Annotated in this window: 24 protein-coding genes; 20 read left to right on the forward strand and 4 right to left on the reverse strand. The window is 61.4% G+C overall.

Translation table 11 applies throughout. From position 1 onward, the window contains the following. Nucleotides 1–116: 116 nt before the first annotated feature. Nucleotides 117–2,312 (reverse strand): KGGVGR-motif variant AAA ATPase, encoded by a 2,196-nt coding sequence (locus A6U86_RS13005; RefSeq protein ID WP_068391584.1) that lies wholly within the window; start codon nucleotides 2,310–2,312, stop codon nucleotides 117–119. A 2-nt stretch (nucleotides 2,313–2,314) separates the two neighbouring features. Next, entirely contained in the window at nucleotides 2,315–2,971 is a 657-nt protein-coding gene (locus A6U86_RS13010; protein ID WP_047636049.1) for a helix-turn-helix domain-containing protein, read from the reverse strand. Between the two features lie 161 nt (nucleotides 2,972–3,132). Between A6U86_RS13010 and A6U86_RS13015 the strand changes: the two genes are divergently transcribed. The 14 genes from A6U86_RS13015 to A6U86_RS13080 all read left to right on the forward strand — a co-directional run bounded on the left by A6U86_RS13015 (nucleotide 3,133) and on the right by A6U86_RS13080 (nucleotide 18,995). Next, nucleotides 3,133–3,591 carry a transposase gene (locus A6U86_RS13015; RefSeq protein ID WP_047636048.1) on the forward strand — a complete coding sequence of 153 codons (459 nt, stop codon included), beginning with the start codon at nucleotides 3,133–3,135 and terminating at the stop codon, nucleotides 3,589–3,591. Between the two features lie 74 nt (nucleotides 3,592–3,665). Continuing rightward, complete coding sequence (locus A6U86_RS13020; protein WP_047636047.1) at nucleotides 3,666–4,253, forward strand: hypothetical protein; 588 nt, start codon at nucleotides 3,666–3,668, stop codon at nucleotides 4,251–4,253. Nucleotides 4,254–4,478: 225 nt separating this feature from the next. Beyond that, nucleotides 4,479–5,228 carry a sulfite exporter TauE/SafE family protein gene (locus tag A6U86_RS13025; RefSeq protein ID WP_047636046.1) on the forward strand — a complete coding sequence of 250 codons (750 nt, stop codon included), beginning with the start codon at nucleotides 4,479–4,481 and terminating at the stop codon, nucleotides 5,226–5,228. 360 nt (nucleotides 5,229–5,588) lie between these two features. Then, nucleotides 5,589–7,709 carry a ParB/RepB/Spo0J family partition protein gene (locus A6U86_RS13030; RefSeq protein WP_047636045.1) on the forward strand — a complete coding sequence of 707 codons (2,121 nt, stop codon included), beginning with the start codon at nucleotides 5,589–5,591 and terminating at the stop codon, nucleotides 7,707–7,709. 103 nt (nucleotides 7,710–7,812) lie between these two features. After that, the gene (locus A6U86_RS13035; RefSeq protein ID WP_047636044.1) at nucleotides 7,813–8,469 is read left to right on the forward strand and encodes a hypothetical protein; all 657 of its coding nucleotides are present in this window, start codon (nucleotides 7,813–7,815) and stop codon (nucleotides 8,467–8,469) included. Between the two features lie 76 nt (nucleotides 8,470–8,545). Next, entirely contained in the window at nucleotides 8,546–9,736 is a 1,191-nt protein-coding gene (locus A6U86_RS13040; RefSeq protein WP_047636043.1) for a hypothetical protein, read from the forward strand. 106 nt (nucleotides 9,737–9,842) lie between these two features. Then, nucleotides 9,843–10,097 (forward strand): DUF6117 family protein, encoded by a 255-nt coding sequence (locus A6U86_RS13045; RefSeq protein WP_047636042.1) that lies wholly within the window; start codon nucleotides 9,843–9,845, stop codon nucleotides 10,095–10,097. 133 nt (nucleotides 10,098–10,230) lie between these two features. Further along, the gene (locus A6U86_RS13050; RefSeq protein WP_047636041.1) at nucleotides 10,231–14,649 is read left to right on the forward strand and encodes a bifunctional class I SAM-dependent methyltransferase/DEAD/DEAH box helicase; all 4,419 of its coding nucleotides are present in this window, start codon (nucleotides 10,231–10,233) and stop codon (nucleotides 14,647–14,649) included. Between the two features lie 12 nt (nucleotides 14,650–14,661). Beyond that, nucleotides 14,662–15,711, forward strand: a complete 1,050-nt coding sequence (locus A6U86_RS13055; RefSeq protein WP_068391587.1) for a toprim domain-containing protein — start codon at nucleotides 14,662–14,664, stop codon at nucleotides 15,709–15,711. A 317-nt stretch (nucleotides 15,712–16,028) separates the two neighbouring features. After that, nucleotides 16,029–16,970 carry a DUF2493 domain-containing protein gene (locus A6U86_RS13060; RefSeq protein WP_047636039.1) on the forward strand — a complete coding sequence of 314 codons (942 nt, stop codon included), beginning with the start codon at nucleotides 16,029–16,031 and terminating at the stop codon, nucleotides 16,968–16,970. A 63-nt stretch (nucleotides 16,971–17,033) separates the two neighbouring features. Continuing rightward, entirely contained in the window at nucleotides 17,034–17,294 is a 261-nt protein-coding gene (locus A6U86_RS13065) for a type II toxin-antitoxin system Phd/YefM family antitoxin (protein WP_047636077.1), read from the forward strand. Beyond that, complete coding sequence (locus A6U86_RS13070; RefSeq protein WP_047636038.1) at nucleotides 17,284–17,703, forward strand: hypothetical protein; 420 nt, start codon at nucleotides 17,284–17,286, stop codon at nucleotides 17,701–17,703. The genes A6U86_RS13065 and A6U86_RS13070 overlap by 11 nt, the downstream gene beginning before the upstream one ends. Before the next feature lie 579 nt (nucleotides 17,704–18,282). After that, nucleotides 18,283–18,606, forward strand: coding sequence for a DUF736 family protein (locus A6U86_RS13075; RefSeq protein WP_047636037.1), 324 nt, complete (start codon nucleotides 18,283–18,285; stop codon nucleotides 18,604–18,606). A gap of 56 nt (nucleotides 18,607–18,662) precedes the next feature. Beyond that, nucleotides 18,663–18,995: a hypothetical protein gene (locus A6U86_RS13080; RefSeq protein WP_047636036.1), complete on the forward strand. Its 333-nt coding sequence runs from the start codon at nucleotides 18,663–18,665 to the stop codon at nucleotides 18,993–18,995. Nucleotides 18,996–19,059: 64 nt separating this feature from the next. On the opposite strand, the gene A6U86_RS13085 is transcribed toward A6U86_RS13080, so the two are convergent. Then, complete coding sequence (locus A6U86_RS13085; RefSeq protein ID WP_275507241.1) at nucleotides 19,060–19,353, reverse strand: HU family DNA-binding protein; 294 nt, start codon at nucleotides 19,351–19,353, stop codon at nucleotides 19,060–19,062. A 380-nt stretch (nucleotides 19,354–19,733) separates the two neighbouring features. Here A6U86_RS13085 and A6U86_RS35615 point away from each other — a divergent pair, with 380 nt between their 5' ends. Further along, nucleotides 19,734–19,898 (forward strand): hypothetical protein, encoded by a 165-nt coding sequence (locus tag A6U86_RS35615; protein WP_168600508.1) that lies wholly within the window; start codon nucleotides 19,734–19,736, stop codon nucleotides 19,896–19,898. Between the two features lie 95 nt (nucleotides 19,899–19,993). On the opposite strand, the gene A6U86_RS13090 is transcribed toward A6U86_RS35615, so the two are convergent. Then, a complete protein-coding gene (locus A6U86_RS13090; protein ID WP_047636034.1) occupies nucleotides 19,994–20,263 on the reverse strand; it encodes a WGR domain-containing protein in 270 nt (89 codons plus the stop codon). A gap of 501 nt (nucleotides 20,264–20,764) precedes the next feature. Here A6U86_RS13090 and A6U86_RS13095 point away from each other — a divergent pair. The 5 genes from A6U86_RS13095 (at nucleotide 20,765) to A6U86_RS13115 (ending at nucleotide 25,620) form a co-directional block, all read left to right on the forward strand. Further along, nucleotides 20,765–21,247, forward strand: coding sequence for a hypothetical protein (locus A6U86_RS13095; protein ID WP_047636033.1), 483 nt, complete (start codon nucleotides 20,765–20,767; stop codon nucleotides 21,245–21,247). Between the two features lie 1,470 nt (nucleotides 21,248–22,717). Next, entirely contained in the window at nucleotides 22,718–23,500 is a 783-nt protein-coding gene (locus A6U86_RS13100; protein WP_244509913.1) for a hypothetical protein, read from the forward strand. A gap of 11 nt (nucleotides 23,501–23,511) precedes the next feature. Next, nucleotides 23,512–23,967 carry a hypothetical protein gene (locus A6U86_RS13105; protein ID WP_047636032.1) on the forward strand — a complete coding sequence of 152 codons (456 nt, stop codon included), beginning with the start codon at nucleotides 23,512–23,514 and terminating at the stop codon, nucleotides 23,965–23,967. Then, nucleotides 23,906–25,252, forward strand: a complete 1,347-nt coding sequence (locus A6U86_RS13110; protein ID WP_244509915.1) for a lytic transglycosylase domain-containing protein — start codon at nucleotides 23,906–23,908, stop codon at nucleotides 25,250–25,252. Before A6U86_RS13105 ends, A6U86_RS13110 begins: the two co-directional genes overlap by 62 nt. After that, the gene (locus A6U86_RS13115; protein ID WP_047636030.1) at nucleotides 25,249–25,620 is read left to right on the forward strand and encodes a TrbC/VirB2 family protein; all 372 of its coding nucleotides are present in this window, start codon (nucleotides 25,249–25,251) and stop codon (nucleotides 25,618–25,620) included. The genes A6U86_RS13110 and A6U86_RS13115 overlap by 4 nt, the downstream gene beginning before the upstream one ends. The last annotated feature ends 1 nt before the right edge of the window (nucleotide 25,621 follow it).

Genomic DNA, 25,621 nt, shown 5'->3' on the forward strand with positions numbered 1-25,621 from the left:
CGAGCCGCCCGAATTCAGCTGCGTGCCGTCCGGACCATGGGGCAAGCGTCGCCTCAGCCTCATAGGGTTCGACGATTTGCCACAATTCCGCGAATAGTTGTCCCGGTTTCATGACGTCAGATCGGCTTGCGGATGAAGGTTTGCAGCAGGGGGACAAGTTGCGAGAAGTCCGTTCCGTCATGTCGCATCTTGTCGGTCAGCGCTCGCATGGCCGGAACGAAGGTTGAGGCGCCTTGTTCATCACTCCTGGTCAGCGTTGACAACAGTTCATTGAAATACAGATCGCCATGCTCCGAGCTTGCGATCGCCCGTTGAAAAAGACCGAGCGCTTGCTCCGTCAGCGGTGCGCCGCTGCGGATATTCGACAGCAGTGTCTCCATTGCCTCGTGTTCCCGGCCGGCATCGAGAAGGATCTCTGCTTCTTGGAGCGCCACTCTCGGGAGCGACTGGAAATCGGCTGAGGTGCTTTTAATACGGAAAAGCGCTTCGTCGAATTGGCCGCGACGCCGATACAATTCCGACTGGCACAGGAACAGCTCATCCTGGACGCGGTCCCGTCCGCCATCTGCCGGCAGAAGTCGGTCGGCGTGCAGTAATACCTGACCTGAAACTTTTTCAAAACGCTCATCCCCGATCTCCATCGCGACCTTGAGGCGCGTGATAAGGATCTCTATGATCTCGCCGAGATCCCTGTCGCGGGCGGTGGAGGTTTGCGAAAGAAGTTTGACCGCTGCGACGATCGCGCGCTCGGCGCCACTTCCGTCACCTCTTTCGAGAAGCTTGCTGGCCAGCAGACGCTGGGTTCTCGCCGGTTCGATCTCGTTGCCAACGGGTAGAGCGCGTCTCCCAATTGCGCGATAGATCTCGGCTATCTCCTTGTACGTCTCGATGACCTCGTCGGCGCGGCCCAAAGTGTCGAGAATTGCGGCCTGACGGTCGAGCAGTCGCGCGTGACGCCATTTTGCGATCGGCGATTTTTCTGCCCGCCACAGGCGCTCAGCATTGCGGCTCAAGCCGAGGGCTTTCTCGAACTCGCCATTGCGCTGCAGCAAGCCGGCGATATCGTCAAGGATCAGTGCATATCGCGTCGCATACGTGGTTGGTTCCTCGTTGTAGGCGCGGCGGGCAAGTTGTTCCGCTGTTTCGGCGAAGGTTGCTCCGGTTCGGAACGAAAGCCGGTTGTCGCGCCGCAGGACGAAACTCAATGCGGCTTCGGCAAGCGACATCAGCCATTCGGGCCTTTCACCATCGTCTGCGACCGCATTGTCCAACCAGAACTGGACCTGGCTCCAGGCGTCCAAAGTCGGTTGGTCGCTGATGGCTCGCAGGTCAAACAGCCGGGGATCGTCGAATGCGGCGCGGCGCCAGTATGATGATAGAACGTCTGCATCGACTGGCCGAATGCCTATTTTAGTAGAGCCGGTAATCCGGCGGGCCAGGTCGTGCATGGCATCTAGGAGAGACCCTCTTTCATCTGGGTACTCTTCAAAGACAGCAAGCTTCTCTTCGAAAGCGCACCACGGATAATTGCGCACTTCCGCCCGCCGGAGACTTTGCTCGACCTTGCGCGGTCCGCCCTCGATAAGGTCGATGAACCGCTGCGCGGTGTGACGTCGCGCCGCCTCGACAGTCGAACGTTCCTCGACCCGGCTGGGTACAAACTCCATTTTAAGCGCCGGTTTCTTCTGACTTTTGCGCGCCTCCTTGATCGAACGCGCGATCGCAGCCGTCCCCTCGATACTTTGACGGTTGTAGACAAGGCAAAGGACGAGAGCGTCGGGGAGCTGTGAGGTGCAAATACCGGCGGTATCGGCAACACCCGTTCGACTGTCGATTAGAACATGGGTGTAGCGGTTTCGAGCCCACTTCAGAATGGCATTGATAAACGGCTCACCGTCGAAACGTTGATAGAAACCGTTCCAGTCGAGACCGCCAACCTTGTGGCTATAATGCTCGTCCTGGCGACCGGCGCCGATAAAGTCCAGACAACCTGATCCCTTCAATGGCAGATCAAGAGGCTGGACGATGTCGCTGCAGTCGCCGAGCTTGAATCTGTCCTTGCGATCCGGCTGCGCGTTGAGTTGCTCGAGATAGTCCCAAACGCGGTCGATCAGGCCATTGCTTTCGCCCTGATCCGGGTCGCTTAGGAACGGATGAAAATAGCGGTGCAACCCTGGTGCTTCCAGATCCCAATCGATCGCAAGCACTCTTTCATCGTTCGAAGCCAGTGCCCAGGCGACGTTTGCCAGCGTCATGCTGCGCCCACTTCCGCCCTTGTAAGAGTAGAAGGTCGTAACCTGTGACTTTGCCATGGCTAACCTGTCGCACTTATTCTGGGAACCTCAGCCGTGCGCACATCGGGCGGGGTGGGCCGGTTGTCGAGGCTGAATCCGAGATTGACAATCTTGCTCTGGGCCAATGGCGCGCGGCGCGCAGCCTCGACACCTTCATCGACAACCAGCCGGCCGACAGGCGTCAGAGCGTTGTAAAGGTTCCGTCCGTGTCGATGGCTGGTGACCATCTCCATCGCCCGCAGTTCGTCCAGCAGACGCGAAATATATCCTTTGTCCTGGCCAAGTGCTGCGGCGATCTCGGTGTTGCGTAGAGATTTTACGGCCAGCATATCAAGAATGCGCGCGAACGGCTGCTGCTTTGCCTTCTTGATCGCGTCCTCGTCAGCTGTGGCTGACGCTGCATACCCCATGATATCCAAGGCCGCTGCCAGCCGCCCGGCAGCGTAATCCGGGGACAAACGATCAGCCCGGATCTTGCTTCGCAACGTGCTGAGCGCTCCTGTTGCTGCTTCGACACCTTGGCGTAACACCGGAGCCGCCGCAGTGGGCAGGACGTCAGCGACAGTCTCCATTGAGGCATTGAGAGCCAAGTCAACTCTCTCGGCAACTGTTTTGAAATCGTCTTTTGCGATTAGATCTCTTACGATATCGAAGCTATTCCACAAGGGGTTACGCATGATGAGCTTCTCCTGTTATGTTACAGATAGGGGTAGTCAACGATTTTGTCAACGGTGACTGCCGCGGGTGTTTCATGCTGGTGTAAAAGGCCGTGGACCAGGCGACGTTGACTCTTTCCCGCGCCTGGCCGAAAACGCATGCAACGATGCGAGGATCAACGATGATCGAAGACGACGTTCTGACACAACCGGATAGCGCCGAGACCAAAGCTGAAGTCGAGAAGACGAAAGTGACCGGACGCGGCAAACGGTCGAGCCCCAACAAGGCTGCGGCGGGCAAGGTTGCCAGCAGCGTTCAGAAGAGCGACAAGCCGAAGGCACGAGGCTTGAGTGACACGGACAAGCTTGAGAAGATCAGGCAGATCGAGGTAGCCGTCGCCGGCGGGGCAACCCTGAAAGATGCCGTGGGTGCGGCCTCGATCTCCGACCAAACCTATTATACATGGAAGAAAGCCGTCGCCGCACCAACGTCTGGGACGTCGTCCAGCCCAGTTGCTGTTGACGACGAGTTTGCCGAATTCATTCAGCTCGAGGAAGAGAATCGCCGACTGCGCAAACTGCTTGGCGAAAAACTCCGCACCGAAAACGCCGAACTGCGCAAGCGGCTCGGGATCACCTGATCAACTTGGTTTTGACGATGACGCTGCGCGGGACAGGATTTACTGGCCGCCGCTGTCGATGAAATTGACGAATTATGAAAATACCACAACGGCCCTTCGTGGTCGAATACAAGGCGAACAGGCGGCAAACCCAGACGCGACCTTCTTCCATTTGGGGCAGCCTTGATCTGCAGGCTGTGGCCCGACAGGTCGAGGCCGACGGGATTTTGCCTGATACCGGACATTCGGTTGCGAGGCCGACAGTCAACGACCCAAAACCGGCTGAAACCCCCGTCCCGTCGCCGGATCTCCTTGCCATACCCGAACATAATCCCCAGGGACCTGCTGCTGGCATCCTACCCGAGGGAATTGGCGCGGCGAAGCAGGAGCTTTCATCAGAGGCTGCGGCAACCGAGAAGTCCGTGCCGCCGACGCCGCGGCATGTGCGCACTCCCGCTGCGTCGAGGCGGACCGTCGTTGCCTCGGTGCAGACTGAGCCTGCATCGATCCCGGCGATGACCCCCGTCAACGATCGCCGGGCGGGCCTACCACCAGACAACCACATGGATGACCTCAACGCACTCGACGCAGAAAACCGCCGCCTGAAACGTCTCCTGATGGCCAAGCTCCGTGACGAAAATCGGGCACTTCAGACGATGTTGTGCCGGTTCGATACCGAATGAAGAAGGCGCTGGGCGAAAGCGGTTTTTTTGCCATTTGAGTGAGGTTGGTCGGCGCATCTCAGGCAAGCTCCCCGACGTCTCCTGTTGCGAAGCGTCGCATTCATCCGTGCATGGACTGTTCTTGCGGGCGCGGCAGCGATCTGGTTAGAAGGTGATCCATAGGATCGTCGCCTTTGCCTCGAAGACGAAGGCGGATGGTCGCATCGCCCGGGGTTTTTTCCGACCATGTTCGATCTTTTGCTGCTTTTCGTGGCTGGCTTCCTCGCCGGCAGTATGAACGCGCTGGCCGGTGGCGGTTCGTTCGTGTCGTTGCCCGCCCTGATCTCCGTTGGCGTCCCGTCCGTGATCGCAAACGCGACCAGCACCTTCGCTCTCTTTCCGGGAGGCTTGGCAAGCTCCTGGGTCTATCGTGAGGGCGTAAGAGATGTATGCGGTGTCGGGGTCAAGCCGATTGCAGTTGCCACCATCACAGGCGGTGTCACCGGCAGTATCCTTTTGCTTTTAACGCCCACGACGACATTCGACGTCATGCTGCCATGGCTCTTGCTCATCGCCACGTCCATGCTCATTCTCGGACCCAAGCTCGGCATTCGGCTGCAACGGGCAAAACGCTCGCAGACCGCGCTTGTCTTGCCGATCCAATTACTGCTTGGCATCTATGGCGGCTATTTCGGCGGAGCGGTGGGACTGATGATGCTCGCCGCGTGGAGCCTGCTTGGCGGCGGTGATATCAAAAGTCTCAATCCGACCCGCATGGTCATGGTGACCGCCGCAAATGCGGTGGCTGTGATCGTCTTTGTGCTGGCCGGCGCAATCGCCTGGCAACAATGCCTGCCGATGATTGCGGGTGCCTTTGCGGGTGGCTGGAGCGGAGCCCATCTCGGGCGCAGGCTGCCGGCGCCGATTGTCCGGGCTATCACCGTCGTGGTTGCCCTCCTGACCACCGTCATTTTCTTTGCAAGAGCCTACCTCTAGTCGACCAAGGGCTGGCTGCAGACGCTGTTGAAAAATAATCGAGGGACTCCGTTATCGACGCGTCGCGTTCCGGCGTCCGGTAAGCCGGGAATACGATCGATTTCCAGCAGGCCATTGAGACCGAGTGACTGGTATTGAAATGGCGTTTGGCACTTCTGTGGTTGCCGCCCGCGGCAGCCTTCACCCGAAAGGCTTCCATCCACGCAATATTGCCGGATCTTGGCCGAACGAGAAGCTTCGCCGGTGGAAGGGACGGTGGGGCATGGAGAAGGGGGTAGAGGGAGAGGAGGGAGGTGAAAGCTGTGACGGATTGAGAGGGTTGGAGAGAGGCTCCGCCCGGTCCGTCATGGAGAAATTGACATGGCTCAGGCTATGGAGAAAATCACCCTCAGTGCAGCTCGGGATATTCCCTTCAACAAGCTGGTGCTCAGCCAGCAGAACGTCCGCAAGATCAAGGTGGGCGTCTCGATCGAGGATCTGGCGGAAGACATCGCTCATCGCGGGCTGCTCACCAGCCTCAACGTCCGTCCCGAACTCGACGGCGACGGCAACGAGACCGGAATCTATCGTATTCCTGCCGGCGGTCGTCGCTATCGCGCCCTTGAACGCCTTGTCGTGCAGAAGCGTCTGGCAAAGACTGCGGGTGTCCCGTGCATCGTCAGTAAGGGCGAAACGCTCGAGGTAGAGGACTCGCTCGCCGAAAACGTCCAACGCGTCAGCCTACATCCGCTCGATCAGTTCCGCGCCTTTCAGACCCTGCGCGAGCAGGGCCTCGGGGAGGAGGAGATTGCGTCGCGCTTCTTCGTCTCGGTAGCCACCGTCAAGCAGCGCCTACGGCTGGCTTCCGTCTCGACGCGGCTTCTCGATCTCTATGCCGATGACGAGATGACGCTGGAGCAAATCATGGCTTTCTCAATTGCGAACGATCACGTTCGCCAGGAGCAGGTCTGGGACACGATCTCGCGCTCGCATAGCCGCGAGCCGTATTACATTCGCAGGCTGCTGACCGAAACCGCAATCCGTGCCAGCGACCGCCGCGCCGTCTACGTCGGCACTGAATCTTACGAGGCCGCCGGCGGTGTGACCATGCGCGATCTGTTCGACCAAGATCAGGGCGGTTGGCTGCAGGATCCGGCGCTCCTGGAGCAGCTCGTAATGGATAAGCTCAAGGCTGACGCCGAGGCGATCCGGGTGAACGAAGGCTGGAAATGGGTCGAAGCCGCCTTCGATTTTCCCTACGGCCACACGTCCGGTCTGCGCCGCTTCTACGGCGAGCAGGCCGAAATGACGGAAGACGAACTGGCCCGCTTTGACGCAACCCGTGCGGAATACGACAAGCTGGACGCAGAGTATGCGGAGGCGGACGAGTACTCGGAAGCGACCGAACAGAAACTAGAGGAGCTTGGTGCCGAGCTCGACCGGCTCAACGACCGCCCTTACGTGTTCGACCCGCAGGAGGTCGCCCGCGGCGGTGTCTTCGTTTCGCTCGGCGCCGGTGGTGAGCTCAAGATCGAGCGCGGTTTCGTTCGGCCGGTAGACGAACCACAGGCCGTGGGAAGTTCAACCGAAGATGTCGGCGGCGATATCACAGATCATGGTAGCGACCCGTCGTCTCCCAGCGGCGACGGCGTTCAGGCGGACGACGAGGACGAAACGCTCAAGCCGCTTCCCGACCGCTTGGTTCTCGATCTGACAGCGGCGCGCACGGTTGCTTTGCGCAATGCGCTGGCGAACAATCCGGTCATCGCCTTCATCGCGGTTCTGCACGCGTTCGTCCTGAAGATCTTCTACGTCTACGGCTCGGATTCATGCGTGGAGGTAACGCTGCAAAGCGCCCGCTTCAGCCAGACTCCCGGCCTCGGCAATACGGTATGGGCGAAGGAGATTGAGCAGCGGCATGAAGGCTGGGGCCAGGATCTTCCCAAGGATCCGAATGATCTCTGGGAGTTCCTGATCAAGCTCGACGAGGTCAGCCGGCAGGCTCTGTTTGGCCATTGCGCTTCGCTGTCGGTCAACGCGGTCATCGAACCCTGGAACAAGCGGACCCGGGCGATCGCCCATGCTGACCAGCTGGCCCGCTCGATTGGTTTCGACATGGTGGGGGCCGGCTGGACACCGACAGCCGACAACTATCTCGGTCGCGTCACCAAGGCCCGCATCCTGCAGGCGGTCCGAGAAGCCAAGGGTGACCAGGCGGCGGAGCTGATCGGCCATCTCAAGAAGACCGATATGGCCCGCGAGGCCGAACGACTGATGACAGGTTGCGGCTGGTTACCGGAACCGCTTCGCATGACGATCGGGGAAGGCACGATCGAAAGCGACGCTGTCGCAGATAGTGCCGTCCAGCCCGAGGTGGTTGAGCCTGTATTCGAAGCTTCAGACCTGCCGGCCTTCCTGCTCGATGAGCCAGGAACATCGAACGATAACGCCGGCGATACGGAGAATGAGATTGACGGCGGGCACCTCGCCGCCGCCGAATAGATTCATAAGCATCGCATCCGCTGACCCGATCGCCTTTGCGGTCGGGTCTTCTTTGCAACCAGCCCGGCCCCCGTGCCGGGTTTTTCCGTTTCAGGAGGCACCAATGCCCGACTTCACGATTGAGACCACCTACCACCTGCCGGTCTTCCGGCATCGCACTTACGCGGCTGACACACTGGACGCGGCGTGCCGTGCTGCTATCGAGGATGACAGTTGGGATATCGCCGAGAAGGATTTCGATTCCTCGGGACCAATTCATATCACCGGCATCTGGAACGGCGCACATGCGGCCTATGCGGGTCCGCCCATCCAGGTCCCGCAGCAATTCGAAGAGCCTGTCCAGCGCCGGGCGCGTCATTTCGAGATCCTGCTCGGACTATTGAAGATCCTGTTCGATGACGTCCGTGCGGCCCGGCCACCGTCGCTCGATTGGCTCGCGCGATCTGCCTGGGCGATTGCCAGAGGAGAAGCCATTCTCGCCGGAGACCCGGATCCTGAAGAGCCGGTCGACCCGCCAAAGCCGTCCCACGTCCTGGTCAGGCTTCAAGAGGATGGTGTGCGCGACGCAATCACGGCGGTGCTCGAAGTCGATCCGAGTTTCAAAGCTGTAGGGCGGGAGGCCGTGACCGACGACGAGGTCCACGCCGCATGCCTGTCCATCGCCACCACGATGGATTTTTCCGACGTGGTGGGAAGCGCCGAATTCCAGGCCGCGCTCTCGGCGATCCGCTCGGCGCATCGTCGACTGACCTCCGATTAATCCTTCTTCTTCCCCAGACATCCCTCAACCTCGCCCGGCCACCGCGCCTGGGTTTCGTCTTATGGAGACAATCCAAATGAACTCCCTTGCTTCCACTAACCAGCCCGCTTCCTCCGGCTTCAAGGTCGATATCTCCCGCGGTGAACGCATCGGACGTGTCTCGTCGGAATGGTTCTCGCGCCCCGACGACGAGCGGTTCCTGTCGCTGACCGAACTCCACGATACCGTTCGATCCCGCGCCGACCGCGCGCATGCACGAACCCTCGAAAGCGCCGCGATCCGCGTCGAGGCGACACGCGACAACGCCGAACGGCTCGAACTCCTCGTCCCTGGTCAGCGCCAGCCGATTGCACCGACCCATTGGAGTTACGGTCAGCTCTGCAGCCTCGTGGGCGCACCCGCCACCTATATGCGCCAGTTACCGGCGCCACTCGCTGCCATCAACCTGCAGCATGGCCTGCTCAATCACCGCGCCGAATTGGTCAAGACGTTAGAATTGGACGATGGTCGGGTTGAACTGCGGGCCGTCACCGGACCGGAATATGGCCGCATCTGGGACCACGAACTGGTCTCGGCAGTGATGAAGATTGCGGGCAATGGGACCGGCGACACGATGTGGAAAGTGCCGGGGGTGCTCGATTGGGCGACCATGACCCACAATCCCTTCGTCGATATCACCAAGGACACCACGACGCTTTATGCCAGCGACCGGGACGTTTTCCTGTTCCTGGTCGACGACACCCATCCGATCGAGGCCGGCCGGTTGCCGAATGGCGAGCCAGATCTCTACTTTCGCGGCTTCTATGCCTGGAATTCCGAGGTCGGCTCGAAAACGCTCGGCATCGCCTCCTTCTATCTGCGAGCGGTCTGCGCCAATCGAAACCTCTGGGGCACGGAGAATTTCGAGGAGATCACCATCCGCCACTCGAAATTTGCCGCCCAGCGGTTCGCGCATGAGGCAGCGCCCGCGCTGACCAGCTTTGCCAATTCGTCGCCTGCGCCATTCATTGCCGGCATCAAAGCGGCACGGGAGCGGATCGTCGCGCGAAAGGATGACGATCGCGAAACCTTCCTGCGCCGGCGTGGATTTTCGAAAGGCGAGACCGGCAAGGTGATCGACATGGTGCTGTCGGAGGAGGGGCGGCCGCCGGAATCGATCTTCGATTTCGTCCAGGGCATTACGGCGCTCGCCCGCACCAAGACCAATCAGGACACGCGCCTGGAGCTCGAAGGCAAAGCAAAGAAGCTGCTCGAAAGCGCCGCCTGACATGTTCATGCGCGCCTGGCTCAGACCCGGCCGCGTCTGCGAACCCGATCGTCGTCATCCCAGAGCCCGGTCAAGTGCCGGGCCTCATTTTGTCTGGAGCACCCCAATGGCTATCCCCAATCATGCCCGTACAAACTTCGACACGCTGCTGCGCGCCGCGTCCGATGGCAATCTTGCTCTCATGGAATGCCTTGATGCCGCGACACGCGAGCCGCGTTACGTGCTCTGCGCCGTCGGCCGCAGTGACGGCGAATACGTCTTCACGCCATTCGGCCATCTCGCCGACGGCAATCCCTACGACGCCTATCTGCCGCCGGACCCAAAAGATCCCGCTGGCTTCATCGTAGGTCCGACCACCTAGACGCTGACGATCGCCGGCATCCTTCAATCTGCGATCATTTCCCACACCCTCACGCCGCAAGTTCTCCTCCTCCCGAAATTCGGAAGAGAGCACTTGGTCAGACCCATTCCCCTCTCATTCGGAGCCTCGACCGATGAATATCATCTCGCATCCTCACACCGTTTCCACCTCTCCGCGTCTTGAGACCAAAACCCGCGCTGACGCACTTATAGGTGCTGCCGGTCGAATCACGTCGCTTCTGGAGCAAGGTAAAGTCGTCACCACAGGCGACCTGCGACAGATCATGATCGAGGCCCTCCGCGGCAGCGACGCCGAGGGCCTCTGGCTCTGGAAAGACGCCTACGAGGCGACCGAGGTCGCTCAGGTCCTGTTTCTCCGCAAGTTCGGCGCGGCGATCATCGCGCGCGTCCATGCGCCGCAGTCGGCGCTTACGATGCTGACGAAGGTGGCAAGGCTCGTGCCGACCCATAGCCGACGCTCCGAGGAGAGCCAGGCGCTGCAGCAACTCTCGACGCCGATGCCACTCGCGTATGTGGCGTCCCGCGCCGCGGGCATCATGGCCGACGATATCGTTCTCGAGCCGTCTGCCGGAACCGGCCTGCTGGCGATCTTCGCCGAGCTCGCAGACGCGCGTCTGGCGCTCAACGAGTATGCGGTCGTGCGCCGCTCATTGCTCGAACAGCTCTTCGCCGGTGTCTCGGTCTCGCAGCACGATGCCGCCCATATCGACGACTATCTCGATGATGCTGTCCGGCCGACCGTCGTGTTGATGAATCCGCCATTCTCTGCGGTTATTCATGTCGAAGGCCGCGTCGCTGACGCCGCCTGGCGGCATCTGACCTCAGCCTTCGCGCGTCTTGCGCCCGGTGGCCGGCTTGTTGCGATCACCGGTTCAAGCCTCACCCCCGACAATCCTGCGTGGCGCGACGACTTCGTCCGGCTGCAGGGGCATGGCACGGTCCTGTTCACCGCGGCGATCGACGGCAGCATCTATGCCCGCCATGGCACGACGACCGAAACGCGCCTTACCGTCATCGACAAAGTTCCGGCAGACGACCCGAAGAGGCTTGTCGCCTCGAAGGGCGTCGCCTCCGATCTGGAAACGTTGCTTGCCTGGATTGAAGGGCTTTCACCGCGCTTGCCGTCGATGGAGACGAACGTCGCTAGCACCCTTCGAACGGTTGCAGTTCGAAAGGGCGCAGGAACTATGCGTTCGCCGGCCGTCACGGCTCCCCTGCATCGCCCAGCCGCCGCCGGTCAGGTTTCTCACATTCCGACGGTCCGCTCGTTGCCTGTCGATGACGAGATTATCGAGCTCAACTACGAATTGCGGGATGCTGTGGCGAAGGACGAGGCGGGCGCAGCCGATGGCATCTACGAGCCCTATCGGCTGCAGGCGATCCACATCCGCGGCACCCAGCCTCACCCCGACAGGCTGGTCGAATCCGTGGCCATGGCCTCGGTCGCGCCCCCGAAGCCAAGCTATCGCCCGCAACTGCCGAAGCGGATCGTCTCCAGCGGCGATCTTTCCGATGCCCAGCTCGAGAGCGTCATCTATGCCGGCGAAGCTCATTCCGGCTATCTCGCCGGCCATTGGATCGTCGACGCCTCCTTCGACAATCTGAAGGCCGTCGCACCCGACACGGAGCATGCCGTTCGTTTTCGCCGGGGATGGTTTCTCGGTGATGGCACGGGCGCGGGAAAAGGCCGCCAGGTCGCGGGCATCATTCTCGACAACTGGCTGAAGGGCCGCCGTCGCCACGTCTGGATTTCCAAGTCAGACAAGCTGATCGAGGACGCGCAGCGCGACTGGAGCGCGCTCGGGCAGGAAAAGCTCTTGGTGACGCCGCTGTCCCGCTTCCGGCAGGGCAAGCCGGTCAAGCTGGAGGAAGGCATCCTGTTCACGACTTTTGCGACGTTGCGCACCGATGAACGCGAGGGCCGGCGATCGCGCGTGCAGCAGATCGTCGACTGGCTCGGCGCCGACTTCGATGGTGTTATCGTCTTCGACGAAGGCCATGCCATGGCCAATGCCGCCGGCGGCAAGACCGAGCGCGGCGACAAGGCGGCATCGCAACAGGGCAGGGCGGGTCTTCGCCTGCAGCGCGCCCTGCCGAGCGCCCGCGTCGTCTATGTCTCGGCGACCGGCGCATCGGAAGTCGAATCGCTCGCCTATGCCGAACGGCTCGGTCTCTGGGGCAGCAGCGACTTCCCCTTCCCGACGCGCTCCGAGTTCATTGCCGCGATTGAAGACGGGGGAGTCGCCGCCATGGAGGTGCTGGCCCGTGACCTCAAGGCGATGGGTCTCTATGCGTCGCGTTCACTCTCCTTCGAGGGTGTCGAATACGAAATCCTCGAACACGAGCTCACCGAGGAACAGGTGCGCATCTACGATTCCTATGCTGAGGCGTTCCAGGTGATCCACAACCATCTGGACGCTGCCATGGAGGCCTCGGGCATCACTGGTGCGACCAGCGCGGCCGGCAAATCCGTCACGCTGAACAAAAATGCCAAGGCTGCTGCGCGTTCAGCCTTCGAAAGCTCCAAGCAGCGCTTCTTCAATCATCTCCTGACCTCGATGAAGACGCCGGCTCTTCTCAGAACGACTGCAGCAGACCTGGAGGACGGACATGCGGCCATCGTCCAGCTCGTTTCAACCGGGGCAGCGCTGACCGAGCGCCGGCTGGCACAGATCCCGACCGAGGAATGGGGCGATCTGCAGGTCGACGTGACGCCGCGGGAATATGTCATCGACTACCTGATGCACTCCTTCCCCGTGCAGCTCTTCGAGGAATTTTCCGACGCTGACGGCAATCTCAGCTCCCGGCCCGTGCACGACGCCGACGGCAACCCTGTGATCTGCCGCGAGGCAGAACGGCGCCGGGACGAGCTCGTCGAAACGTTGGGCAGCCTGCCGGCGATCCCGACCGCTCTTGATCAGATCGTCCAGCACTTCGGAACGAGCCAGGTCGCCGAGATCACCGGTCGCTCCCGCCGCATCGTCCGCCGCGAGGACAGCAGCTCTATTGGCCGCTATGCCGTGCAGAACCGGCCGGGCAGCGCCAATCTCGACGAGGCTCGCGCCTTCATGGATGACGAGAAAGGCATTCTTGTCTTCAGCGACGCCGGCGGGACCGGTAGATCCTACCATGCGGATCTTGCCGCCAAGAACAAGCGCCTGCGTCTTCACAATCTTCTCGAAGCGGGATGGCGCGCCGACGTGGCGATCCAGGGTCTCGGGCGCAGCCATCGCACCAATCAGAAACAGCCGCCGCGCTTCCGGATGATCGCCACCAACGTCAAGGCAGAGCGGCGCTTTCTGTCGACCATTGCCCGGCGTCTCGACACGCTTGGCGCCATCACCCGGGGCCAGCGCCAAACCGGCGGGCAGGGGATGTTCCGCAGCGAAGACAATCTCGAATCCCAATATGCCCGCGACGCGCTGCGGCAGTTCTATGGGTTGCTGCAGGCCGGCAGGATTGAAGGCTGCTCGCTTGACAGGTTCGAGAGCATCACCGGCCTGTCGCTGACGTCGGAAGAGGGCGGGCTGAAGAATGAGTTGCCGCCCATCCAGACATTCCTCAATCGCATGCTGGCGCTGACCATCGCGATGCAGAACGTGCTGTTCGAGGCCTTCGAGCAGTTGCTAGCCGCGTGCATCGAAGGGGCGATCGCCGCCGGGATCTACGACAAGGGCCTGGAGACGATCGCCGCCGACAGCATGACGGTCACTGAGCGCCGGCTGATCTATACACATCCGGTCACCGGCGCGCAGTCGCACCTGCTGACGATCGAGCGGAGGGATCGCAATGCGCCGATGCTGCTTCATGATGTGCTGACTCTCTTCAGGCAGGATCCACGCGCCAAGCTGATGATCAACGGCAAGTCGGGCCGGCCAGCGGTGATGGTGCCGACCCGCTCGATCATGCTGGACGACGGTTCTGTTCAGGCGCGCGTCTCACTGATCCGGCCGATGGACGAGCTGCGCTTCGAAGTCCGGCAGCTCGAAGAGACGTCCTGGGAGGGGGCTGACGAACAGGTCTTCGCCCTTGCCTGGGAGGCCGAAGTCGCGGCCGTGCCGGAATTCTCGACATCGGTAATGCATATCGTCAGCGGACTGCTCCTGCCGATCTGGAAACTGCTGCCGCAGGATTTCTGCCGCGTGCGGCGCCTGCAGACGGATGACGGTGAGCGCATCGTCGGCCGTGTCGTCGCGCCGGATCGTTTGGCCGGCCTTTGCCGCAACTTCGGGATCGACCAGACCATGGTGATCGCCCCGGAGCAAGCATGGGCGGCACTGATCGACGGATCCTCGTTCATCGGTCTTGCCGGCGACATGACGCTCCGCCGGGTGCGTGTGATGAACGAGTACCGCGTCGAGCTCATCGGCTTCATCGACGGCATGCGTGACTGGCTGCGGTCGGTCGGCCTGTTCTCCGAGATGATCAGTTGGAAGCTGCGTTTCTTCGTGCCGATCACTGACGAGGGGCCGGGCATTCTGTCGAAGCTGATGCAGCGTCACCGCCTCATCGACATTGCGCGCCGGTCGTAACGGAGGCCTGCCATGCTTTCCGCCTCCGATCTGGCGGACCGTCTCGCGCAAAACGCCGAGTCGGTCTGCCGCCACTATCTCTCCGCCGGCCGCCGGGCCGGCAATTACTGGCTCGTCGGCGACGTCGCCAACAACAAGGGCCGGTCTCTTTACGTGCATCTGATCGGCCCGCGCGCCGGCCGCTGGACGGACGCGGCGACCGGCCAGTTCGGCGATCTGCTCGATCTTGTCCGCGAGACCTGTGGCCTCGTCGATTTCCGCGACGTTGCCGAGGAGGCGCGTCATTTTCTCAGTCTGCCCCACCCCGAACCGGTGTCGGCCCGCAGGACCCGCGGCGGTGATGCCTCTCCGGTCGAGCGGCCGACGGCTGAACGGGCACGGCGGCTGTTTCGAATGACGCAGCCGTTGGCGGGTACGCTCGCAGACACCTATCTGCGTGAACGTGGTATTCTGCGGGCATCCACCCATGGCGCGCTCCGTTTCCACCCGTCCTGCTACTATCGCGATCTCGTGACGGGCCGGACGACCAGTTATCCGGCATTGGTCGCAGCCGTGACGGACGCCGCCGGAGCGATCACCGGCGTCCACCGCACCTATTTGTCCTCGGGGCTCGACCCGGATGGGGTCGGCAAGGCCAAGTTGGACGATCCCCGCCGCGCGCTGGGCGGGCTGCTCGGCAATGGCGTTCGCTTCCGCTTTCCGGTAAATGCGCCTGTGCCGGTCCTGGCGGCGGGCGAAGGCCTCGAAACCATGCTGTCGCTCTCGCATGTGCTGCCCGGCATGCCGATGGCGGCGGCGCTCACGGCCAATCACCTCGCTGCCTTCCGCTTCCCGCCCGGATGCCTGCGCATCTATATCGCGGCCGACGCTGATGCGGCGGGCCGGCATGGGATCGAGGGATTGAGCAGACGGGCTCAGGAGTGCGGGGTCCTGCCGCTGGTGCTGTCGCCCGAACTTGGCGACTTCAACGAGGATCTGCGCTGGCTGGGTCCCGACCGGCTGACCGCCAGCCTGCGGGCTCAACTCACCCCGGAAGACGCGATGGCTTATCTGCCCGCATGAGGCCGGAAGGGGCCGGTGGGCGGGGCCGGCGGCTTTGGTGAAGCACGGTCCGAGGATGCCTCCTGGGTGGGCGCGCCCGCGGGCCTGCCGAGAGGCGACCCTTACCACGCGGGCCTCCGGGCCTTCAGCGGGTCAGTCGGGTTTCTTCCCCTGCCGGTCGCAGGGCGACTCGGCATTCCTCGCGAAGCAAGAAACCCTTCTTCCGCCGCCCGGCGCTTCGCTGGGCCGCTGCGCTTTGCTTGCGGTTCCGGCCTCGGCCCGCGTGACCGGGTTGCCGTCAGGCCGCGAGAGGCGCGGCCCAGCGAACGGAGATCATCATGAACCTGATCCTTAACCCCGACGATACCTTCGAGCCCCACCACGCTTCGTCTCCCACCGACCGCTTCATCTATGAGATGCAGGTCTTCGGCTATCGCCCCTTCCAGGACGAGCCCGATCCACGGCCATTGCCGGAGGAGCCGCAAGTCCAGTCGGCCATCACCGCGATCTTCGACGGCTTCACCGAAATGCTCGGCGACACCCGGCTGGAGCCCGATCTCGAAGACCTGTTCTGGTCGATCCCCAACCTCTTCCATCGCGCCGGCGAGCGCATCCAGCGCGAACTCGACCGCAACGAGGAGGCGCAGCGTACCGGCCAGCGCGCGCAGGACGGCTCGGAGGTGAAGAGCGTCGAACTCGAACGCCTCATTGCCGAAGGCATCACGCTCTTGGAGCGCCGTAACGCGTTCGAGTTCATGCGCGACTATTCGGCCGACCTGTTCGAGGCACAGACCGGTTCGTCCTGGCGTCCGCGCACCGGCTCCAAGGTCAACCACGCCAACATGACGGCGGCGATGATCGATAGCAGAGATTTCCTGTCCGCCCGTCGCCGCGCCGAGACCGAGGTGCTGATCCCGGCCGGCACCAAGATCGCGTTTTCTGGCGGTATGGACTATAACGACCACGAACTGATCTGGGCGAAGCTCGACCAGGCGCATGCCAAGCACCCTGATATGGTGCTGCTGCACGGCGGCTCTCCGAAGGGCGCCGAGCGCATCGCCGCCTGCTGGGCCGAGGCCCGCAAGGTGACGCAGATCACCTTCAAGCCGAACTGGACGAAACACGCCAAGGCCGCGCCCTTCCGGCGAAACGACGACATGCTCTCCGTCATGCCGGCTGGCGTCATCGTGTTTCCCGGCTCGGGTATATCAGGCAACCTCGCCGACAAGGCACGTCGCCTTGGTATCCCGGTCTGGCAGAAGACAGGAGACGGCGCGTGAGCGCCATTTCTTGAAAATATGGAAAACATGGAGTATATGGAAACCGAAGCGGAGACCATATCGATGAAGCAGTTCACGACAGGCGATCTCAACAAACAAGTCGGCGACGTCACCGATGCGGCAAGCCGCGAGCCGGTCGTTCTCACCCGTCACAACAAGCCGCGTTTTGTGCTGATGAGCTACGAGCATTATGAGCGCATGCGCACCGGTGGCGATCCGCGCCGTGCCTATCATATCTCTGAAATGCCCAACGAGCATGTCGCACTGTTCGACGAGGCGCTCGATCGGTTGGCGCGCGGCGAAGGCTACGACGATGAGCCGTGAATTCCGCCCCGGTGAGGTCATCTCCTATCCCTATCTCTGGGCATGGCAGCAGCAGCGCGGCGAGACCGAGGGGCGCAAGCAGCGCCCGGTCTGCGTCGTCATCGCGATCCGTGGCACTAGCGACGGAAACACGCATCTGGCGCTTCTGGCCATCACCACCCAGCCGCCGCAGGCAGGCCGGAGCGCTCTCGAAATCCCTGATATCGAGCGCAAGCGCGCCGGCCTTGGCGACTTGAAGCAGAGCTGGATCATGGTCGACGAGTACAACTACGATATCGTCGAGCGCTCCTGGTACATCGAGCCCGATCAGGACATCCTCGGCCGCTTCAGCAAGTCCTTCATGGTGAAGATTGCCGGCATGTTCGCTGAGGCGCGGAGCCGATCCGGCCGAGTCAACCGCCTCGATTGAGGCGTGCCGGCATCCCGGGTGTGTCTTCCGCCGTTGGGTATCGCTGGCGCGCCGTCGATGCTCAATGCCGACCCTGGCAGCGTCGGCTGGCAGGCTGCCGGCCGTTCTCGACCGATCTTGGCACCTCTCCATCACCGGACGCCGGAGCAACGCCCCGAAATCATGCCCGGTCACCCACAAGAGCTTCAGTGCAACTGAAGTCCCGTCAGGGTGGATGGCAATTCGAATGCAGCGTTGACCGAAGCGGTCTGTGCAGACGGCGATAGGCTAGGTCGGGCGGATCAGACGCATCTAGTTCAGCCCATTGACAGCGAGAGTGCATTGACCTGAACGCCGGCAATGCCCGACACGAGCGCTGCACGTCCGGCGGGCCGCAAACCGGTCGCCACGACAGGACTCCCGCCGACGTCGCACTCAGAGACCATTCCCGTTCTTCATGTCGCCTTTCTAAGGGACCGGCCGCGACCAGCGTCAACCCGCAAGGGGTTCCCCTGCGCTGCGCTCCGGTGACGCCTGCGGCGCGGCCCCTTCTTCGGGCGCCATCGGGAATGGTCCCGATGCAACGAAGGAGACACCACCATGGCTACCACGATCGCAACCCTCACCGAAAAGACCGACGGCACACTCGAAGGCATCTTCGCCACCATCCGCGTCAACGCCCCGATCGCCCTCGTCCCGAACGCCAACAAGGCGAGCGAGGAAGCCCCGGACTACCGCATCATCCACCGCAAGACCGGCTTCGAGATCGGCGCAGGCTGGAACCGCATCTCCCGCCAGACCGGCGAGGAGTACATCTCTACGAAGCTCGAAGCACCCGAAATCGGCGTGATCTTCGGCAACGTCGCCCCCGCCCCCGGTGGCGAGCCCGGCAAGAAGGTCATCCTCTGGAACAGCCCGGCCTGAACCGGACCGCCGGCCCCGAAATCGGGGCCGGCGTCCTCATTCCAAAGGAGGCCGCCATGAGCCGCTACACGATCACTGTCACCCGAACCGCATCCCGCCACGCTGACCCGGATGCCACTATCGGCTACGACCGCCCGCTTCAGACGTTCTTCCTCCAAGCATTTCCGGACGCGGATGGCGAGGATCTTGAACTCTGGCTGGGCAGGGAGTTCCGGGAGTTCGAAACACTGTCGCAACTGAGGACCGCGGCAATCGCACGCGGTTTCGACTTCATACCCTTGGCGTCCGGCATTCTTCACAAGCTGCTGGACGACCATGCCCGCGAAGCGCATCACGCGGTCAGCGACACGATCATCCAGGATCTCCTTGAGCGGACGTCCGCGCGCTGATGCAAATTCAGAACGGAAATAGCCCGGCACGGCGCCGGACTATTTTTTTGCTTGTCTGGCAAGATTACTTGTTCAGCGCATCCTTGAGAGCCTTGGCTGGCGTGAACGCCAGTTTTTTCGCGGCGGCAACCTTGATCGTCGCGCCAGTCGCGGGATTGCGAGCCTCGCGCTCCGGCGTTTCTTTGACTTTAAACTTGCCGAAGCCGGGGAGGGAGGTCTCGTTGCCGGCCACCGCCGCCGCGGTGATCGAGGCGATGACCGCCTCGACGATGGCTTTTCCCTGAACCTTTGTAAGGCGGTGCTCGCCTGCAATCTTGTCGGCGATTTCATTGGTGGTGGTCATTTCATGTCTCCGCATCGTGTTTGACCCGGAATCCCTGCCATCGCCATCAGGAACTGTCATCGACACGCTGCTGCAAATGGCCGGAAACTCCGGGATCTCCACAGTTATTCACGTGCGACAGGTCAGATGACCCGAAGACGGGCATCGAGCCCGCCTTCGGTTTCGGGTGCGATACGGAGAGGAAATGTCTGCTCAGTCCGTCCGAGGATGTCATGGGTGCATGACGGCATCAAGGACGAGCGGTGCCCCCAATTTTGCCTCCGCTCCGGTTCCCTGCGCTCCGACAAAATCGGCTCCCCCACTCGCCGGCTCCGCCGGTCGCTGGCGCGATCCTTGACCCCGCCACGCCCCCATGACCGCGCGCGTCGTCTTTCACAAACGTCAAGGAGACGACGATGCTTCTGGAACAATACATTGAAGAGCTTTGCCTCGAACTGCGCGAAGCAATCGACCCGGCCGAACGCCGCGAAATCGAATCCGAGCTGGAGCTAGCACGCGCCGAACTGGCCGTGATCACCGCAGAGCAGGAAGGCGCAATCGACGCCGAGCCACCCTTCTGAGGGAGGCCTTTGCCATGTCGCCTGGTGTGATGCGCCGGGTCGACCGGCGCGTCACGCCCGAAGCATCGCTTGGCCGTCCCTCCATCCGTCATCGATCAAGCAATCACCTCTCGCGGTAAACGTGATCTCGGGCCGTAGCCGCGCCTCCGCTTCTGCCGCAGGAGTTGGAGGAAGAGCCCAACCGCTTCCTCTTCCGTCTCGAAATGATGGATCAGTCTTTGGCCTCTGGCACCGATGCGGCCCCATCGGCGGATCAGACAGGCTTCGCCGAACAGGTTGTGCTCGATCGACATCGCATAGTAGCGCGCCATGTTCTTCCTGGCGTCCGTGCGTTCGACATAGAGCTGGTAGCGCTGCGCGATCATGGAACACAGAATCGGACACGGAACTCTTTGCGTCCAACGACATATTTGAATCGGCCGGTGTTGATTGATTCACGGCGATGATGATTGGTGGATGACCCGGGCGAGCCGCTTGCGGCGGACGGTGCTATTCACTTTCGCTCACGGAGTCCGCAGGCGGTCTCCGCCCATTCGGGTCACGCCCCTCTCGCGGTTGCCGCGCCCTAGCGCGATTGTCGGGCGTCAGGGGAAGCGGAAAGACTGCAGGGCCGGCTGCGCTCGGCAAGCGGTCACGGCGCCTGCCGGCGCCGTGGTCTATCTCTCTCTGACTTCCTATTGTCGCATTCGCCCCGGCGGCCTCAAGGACATCGCGGCCCCTCCAATTTTTCCGCCGCGCCGCTGACGCGACACGACGAAAAAATCGGTTCCTCCGCTCGCCGCCGCTGGCGGTCGCTAATCGCGATCCTTGACCCCTTGGGTCGCCAATGCGGGCGCCTTTTCGTCAGAACGAAAAGGAGGCTTCTTATGTCTGATTTCAACTTTCTCATGTTCTATGCCAAGCTCGCTGGCTTCAAGCTTCTCGTGAGCGCAAACCGTATCGGTTGCGAGGATGAATTCTCAAAGACGCTCCACGACCGCCTGCTGGCCGGTCTCGATGCAGCGATCGACTCGACGCGCCACATCATGGATCTGCAGCGCGAGCTGCTTTCTGGAGATGATCCAGACGGCATGATCTCGTGCGAGCTTCAAGGTGCGGAAGAAATCCTCGCCCGCTGCAGGATTGTCCTGCTGGATGAGTTGGAGATCGATTTCGACACCCACGAATATCGGGTCGACGGCGGCGAGTGGTATAACGCACTGTCGGCAGACTGCGACGGCATCGAGATCAGCTATCCGACGACCGTCTCTGTGAGCGATACGGAGATCGGTCCCCTCGCTACGATCATCCGTGATATTGCGCGCGAGACCGGCATCGCCATCAGCGTTGCGCGCGTCGTCTACGATTGAGGTTGCAGGGCGAGAGGCGGCGGAGCCGCCTCTCGCCTTTCGTCTTTTGCGTTGGCTTGACCGCTTGCAGGCATCGAGCCTGCGCACGGTTTTGAGGAGAAAGACTTGCCGCCTCTCCCCTCAAACTCCCCTCTCCCTGTGGTGCGGGTCGAGACCCGCCCGGCCTTTCGGGCCGGTTAAGCGGACGCTGCCGCGACTTCCCCAAACAAGACGGAGAGGACGAGTACCTTGCGCTACGCCCTCATGCTTCGGGCATTCGCTCCAGGTGCTCGTCCTCTCCTGCGGGGCGCTCGCCGTCTCATCGTTCGCATGTCGTTGATACCCGTCACCTCCGGTGACGGTTCTCTCGACTGCTCACGACGACGGCTCGCTTCAGCATCTTCTAACCAATCGGCCTGGCCACCGTGCTGTTCCTCGGGCGCGGATCACAGGCCATAGCCTGTGATCGCTGTTGCTTTGTCTGACGACTCGCAACAGCATCGGCGCCTCGGGCACGGTGGCCAGGCCGATTGGTTAGAAGATGGCAGGATAGGCTATTGGTATACCATTAGCCGTTTCGCCCGAGGGGCGATCGCCTCAAAGGCGAGCGAGGGTTTCCCGGTCTTTCATTTCTCAAACGAAACAAGGCCATGAGGGAGAGACGTCGAGCCGGTAGGAGGGGAGGCTGGGAGCCGGCTCTTTGGGGCAAGAGTCTCCGGCCGCTGTGAAATGCAGCAGCATCTAGGAGATCAGGCGCTTGCGCTAATCGGCGAATGGGCGAACCCGTCGATAGGTGGTTCGCCGATTGGACCGGCTTGCGAATGTGCGAATAGGCGAATCCGTGCATATGTGAATAGGTGCGTCACCGTTTGGGCGTATCGGTACGTCGGCGAATGAGTGGAGCAGTGATTGGGCCATCGGGTGAAACGGCAGATCGGCGAAGCAGCAAATCCGTGAAATGGTGAGACACCGATCCGGCGAATGCGTGTTTAGGCGATCCCGTTAATCAGCGAATCGGTGAATACGCAGATCGCTCAATGGGTGTTTGCGTGGGCGCGCGATTGGGCGGCTCAGCGAACAGCTCATTCTGCGAACAGGCATTTGAGCGATCCGGCGCATCGGTGAATGAGGGATTCACCCATTTCGCGAAACGGTGAAAGCGCGTCCCCGCGGTCTGCGTCTTTGGACATTCCCTCAATTGGCAAGGTTATAATCGCAATCCTGGTTGCTGCGGTTTTCGCAACAACCAAGACGGCGACAACATGACTTCGGCAACGCCTCTATTGAAACCGTCAGCGTTAGCGGGGCCAACTGAGCGACGTGATCAACCGAGCATCTACATATCTACCACGGACCCCGACATGTCTAAGTATCAGGCTTTTTCCCGCTTGAGCAAGCCATCTGCTACTGATAAAATTATACCGGAGTATAAGTTATTCATTCGGTCAAAGCTGCGGACCAGGCGGTATTCAGTTTCTTCAAGAATGGGGTTTGACACTGATACACAATCGATCCCTCCTGACGAAAGAATGGTACAAGGTGCCATTTTCAGCGGACTGCCCGGGCTGTGGTGCACAGACGCGGTCCGCCGCTGTCGTGGTTGGCCCTTCGAGTTTGTTGGGTGACGCAGGGTCCGCGCCGGGATGCGAAATACTGGTGAAGTCCCACGGGCCACTTGATGCATTCGCATTCGTCGAGGCGCTGGGCGGCCAGACCGAAAATGTTGAGCGATCCGTCGTCAATCGCTTCCATAGCGCCTTCGCTTTTCTGGGCGGCCAATTGACATCGATTTGCGAACACTGCGCAGAAAATCTTCCACCCGCTGCAATCCGCTCCGCGGTCATGAACGGCTTTGTTCGACTTGGCCAAGAGCGCCTTCTAGTGAATGAGCGCTTGCTACTCTTTGCCTCTGACGCGGTGCTGACGGAGTTTTGTGGGGAGACCTCTATAGAGGAAAGCGCAATGCGCGATCCGGATTATGCACTCTTGCTAGTCTGCGACACGGAAAGCGAAATCGGCGAAACCGGCACGATCGAACTCTGGCATAGCGTTGCACGTGATGACTACACCATCGTGGTCAAAGGCCACGAGGGCCGCGAGATGTTGCGCGACGCCTTCAACGATGACCTGAAGGACGTCGTGACAACCATCTTCGACCTCGGTTTGATGCTCACCCAGCTTCACCTAGCTCAGCCATCCTCACCCTATTGCGGGCTTGCCCGCGATCTTTTTCTCGAAGCCCTCGAAAATGCCGGTTATCGGCAGGCAAGCTAGAAAGCAACACTATGCGGACTTTCACGAAGCTCTTCGGATCTCTGGCGGCGATTACTGTGCTGGCCGGATGTGCTCATCAGGTTGAGGGGCCGCGACCACAGCCGCGGGCGCCGTTTGCGTATCTCAGCCTCACAGCTTGCAAAGCCTATCGGGACAACATCGTCGAATGCGTGCTGGAATATGGCACCGAATTCGGACGCCAGCGTCTTGGTCCCGTCCAGGAGAGGGGCCTGTCGATTGCCGACGATGGCCAACGCTACCAAGTCGAGTCCTGCTATCAGGTGACGAGGATACAACCGGAATTGCCCAATTTCGTGTGCCGAATCTCTGTCGCCCGATCAGGTGCGGATGCTGGTTCGGTCCTGGTCAAGGGCGGGACGGCCGTACGTCTCGCCCGCATTTTGGGTGACCGCGAACAGCTCCAGTATCGCTGGAACCCAGACAAATGGTCACGCCTACGCGATTGATTCTTCTCGGGAAACCGTCGCTCCTACCTTTTGCCACGACGGCATAATTACACTCCAGTTAAATTTTTGGGTTGATTTCCGTGGAGGAATGCAGTTCAAATTCTTATACCGCAGTATAATTTGCACTGGTTCAGCCATGGAACGCGTCCCGCTTTCGCCTGAAAACAGACCGCACAACACACGGTCGCGAAGCGCACTGTGGATCGCCGGAACATCGGCCTTATTACTTACAGGTTTTGCCTCCGGCTCAGACGACAGCAGCGGTCATATTAGTTCGGGAATATCGCCACAGGTCGATCATCGTTCGAGCGGCATTGAGCCGAAGGCGGACAAGGTCGCGGTCCTACCGCCACCAAATCCGGCGTCATCTGGTTTTGTTGCTTCGTCGCAGGATGTGCCGACGATCGATTCCACCAACTTCGACGAGCGATTTAACGGACCGATCGTTGAAGATCTGTTCCGATCCAGCGCTGCCCCCTTGGATGTGATCGAAGGGTCGGACAGGGCTGGGCGATCATCCGGAGATGCGGCTGGCAGCACGAATGCACGGCGCGACAGCGCCGTGCATTCGCTTATCAGCGTCTACGCGCACGATCAGTCGTCCGGTCCTCCGATCAACGACCCGGCAACTGACCCTCAGATCGATGTCAGCGCGACGCCGACACAGGCCCGTCCCAGTCTTCTATCCGGAGTCCCGGAGGGCTATGCCAGGCTCGCACTGACAATCGCCGGAAAGGAGGACGTTGACCCGAATTGGGTGCTTTCGGTCATGCGAGCCGAGAATGCCAGTTTCGATCCACGCCTCGTCAGCCCCGCCGGCGCCGTCGGATTGATGCAGGTTATGCCGCGGATCGGTGATGCTTTCGGTGCGACTGATCTGACCGATCCCGAACAGAACATCCGCGCGGGCACGCGGTTTCTTCGCGTTCTGATCGCCAAGTACAGAAATCCTGTGCTGGTCGCTGCCGCCTATAATGCAGGCGAGCCCAACGTGGACCTTCGCCATTCCCTGCCGTTGATCCGCGAAACCGCCGACTACGTCACCCGTGTCGTCGGGTATTACACCGGCACAGCGGCCACGCCGATTGTCTCGCCCACAACCCGAACTTCGGCGAATGTTTCCAGCTCGCCGCGCCACAGTGGGCCTGCCGAGCGGGCAAAATCCCCCATGCTTGTTTTCTCAGCCGCAACGCCGATCCCGCCAGACGTTCGTCCTCAACATGAGGAGGAGCGGAAGAACACCGGTGGGCCGGTCAAAATTGTCAAGGAAGAGGTGTTTAGATGAATCCGATCGCGTTGGCAGTCCAGACGGCCATTCTCTACAGCAGCGTTGCCTGGTCCTCCATGGCCAGGCGAAAATGGCTCGGCAACGCCGCTATCGTGGTTGCCGCGAGCTTGATCCTGCTCATCAGTCAATACGAGCCGGCAGCGGCGCAAAACCTCGATCGTCTGCAACAGGCGGCAGATCGCCTGGTGCAGTTCTTCACCGGCCCGTTCGGTCGATCTGTCGGAGCAATCGCTTTCATCGGCATGTTTCTCGCCGCTGCCTTCGGATACTGGTCCTGGGGCGCCCTCCTGCGCGTCGCCGGTTGCCTTGCCGGCATGTTTGCCGCAGCCGAGCTCGTCGACTTCCTCGCCGGCGGGGGAGCATGAC

It is taken from the genome of Rhizobium sp. AC27/96 (assembly GCF_001692325.1).
In the GTDB taxonomy this organism is placed as follows: Bacteria; Pseudomonadota; Alphaproteobacteria; order Rhizobiales; family Rhizobiaceae; genus Rhizobium.

Excerpts from the sequence above, each read along its gene's own strand:
- A6U86_RS13005 (WP_068391584.1), bottom strand. The coding sequence starts at position 2,312 with ATGGCAAAGTCACAGGTTACGACCTTCTACTCTTACAAGGGCGGAAGT.
- A6U86_RS13010 (WP_047636049.1), bottom strand. The coding sequence starts at position 2,971 with ATGCGTAACCCCTTGTGGAATAGCTTCGATATCGTAAGAGATCTAATC.
- A6U86_RS13015 (WP_047636048.1), top strand. The coding sequence starts at position 3,133 with ATGATCGAAGACGACGTTCTGACACAACCGGATAGCGCCGAGACCAAA.
- A6U86_RS13020 (WP_047636047.1), top strand. The coding sequence starts at position 3,666 with ATGAAAATACCACAACGGCCCTTCGTGGTCGAATACAAGGCGAACAGG.
- A6U86_RS13025 (WP_047636046.1), top strand. The coding sequence starts at position 4,479 with ATGTTCGATCTTTTGCTGCTTTTCGTGGCTGGCTTCCTCGCCGGCAGT.
- A6U86_RS13030 (WP_047636045.1), top strand. The coding sequence starts at position 5,589 with ATGGCTCAGGCTATGGAGAAAATCACCCTCAGTGCAGCTCGGGATATT.
- A6U86_RS13035 (WP_047636044.1), top strand. The coding sequence starts at position 7,813 with ATGCCCGACTTCACGATTGAGACCACCTACCACCTGCCGGTCTTCCGG.
- A6U86_RS13040 (WP_047636043.1), top strand. The coding sequence starts at position 8,546 with ATGAACTCCCTTGCTTCCACTAACCAGCCCGCTTCCTCCGGCTTCAAG.
- A6U86_RS13045 (WP_047636042.1), top strand. The coding sequence starts at position 9,843 with ATGGCTATCCCCAATCATGCCCGTACAAACTTCGACACGCTGCTGCGC.
- A6U86_RS13050 (WP_047636041.1), top strand. The coding sequence starts at position 10,231 with ATGAATATCATCTCGCATCCTCACACCGTTTCCACCTCTCCGCGTCTT.
- A6U86_RS13055 (WP_068391587.1), top strand. The coding sequence starts at position 14,662 with ATGCTTTCCGCCTCCGATCTGGCGGACCGTCTCGCGCAAAACGCCGAG.
- A6U86_RS13060 (WP_047636039.1), top strand. The coding sequence starts at position 16,029 with ATGAACCTGATCCTTAACCCCGACGATACCTTCGAGCCCCACCACGCT.
- A6U86_RS13065 (WP_047636077.1), top strand. The coding sequence starts at position 17,034 with ATGAAGCAGTTCACGACAGGCGATCTCAACAAACAAGTCGGCGACGTC.
- A6U86_RS13070 (WP_047636038.1), top strand. The coding sequence starts at position 17,284 with ATGAGCCGTGAATTCCGCCCCGGTGAGGTCATCTCCTATCCCTATCTC.
- A6U86_RS13075 (WP_047636037.1), top strand. The coding sequence starts at position 18,283 with ATGGCTACCACGATCGCAACCCTCACCGAAAAGACCGACGGCACACTC.
- A6U86_RS13080 (WP_047636036.1), top strand. The coding sequence starts at position 18,663 with ATGAGCCGCTACACGATCACTGTCACCCGAACCGCATCCCGCCACGCT.
- A6U86_RS13085 (WP_275507241.1), bottom strand. The coding sequence starts at position 19,353 with ATGCGGAGACATGAAATGACCACCACCAATGAAATCGCCGACAAGATT.
- A6U86_RS35615 (WP_168600508.1), top strand. The coding sequence starts at position 19,734 with ATGCTTCTGGAACAATACATTGAAGAGCTTTGCCTCGAACTGCGCGAA.
- A6U86_RS13090 (WP_047636034.1), bottom strand. The coding sequence starts at position 20,263 with ATGATCGCGCAGCGCTACCAGCTCTATGTCGAACGCACGGACGCCAGG.
- A6U86_RS13095 (WP_047636033.1), top strand. The coding sequence starts at position 20,765 with ATGTCTGATTTCAACTTTCTCATGTTCTATGCCAAGCTCGCTGGCTTC.
- A6U86_RS13105 (WP_047636032.1), top strand. The coding sequence starts at position 23,512 with ATGCGGACTTTCACGAAGCTCTTCGGATCTCTGGCGGCGATTACTGTG.
- A6U86_RS13115 (WP_047636030.1), top strand. The coding sequence starts at position 25,249 with ATGAATCCGATCGCGTTGGCAGTCCAGACGGCCATTCTCTACAGCAGC.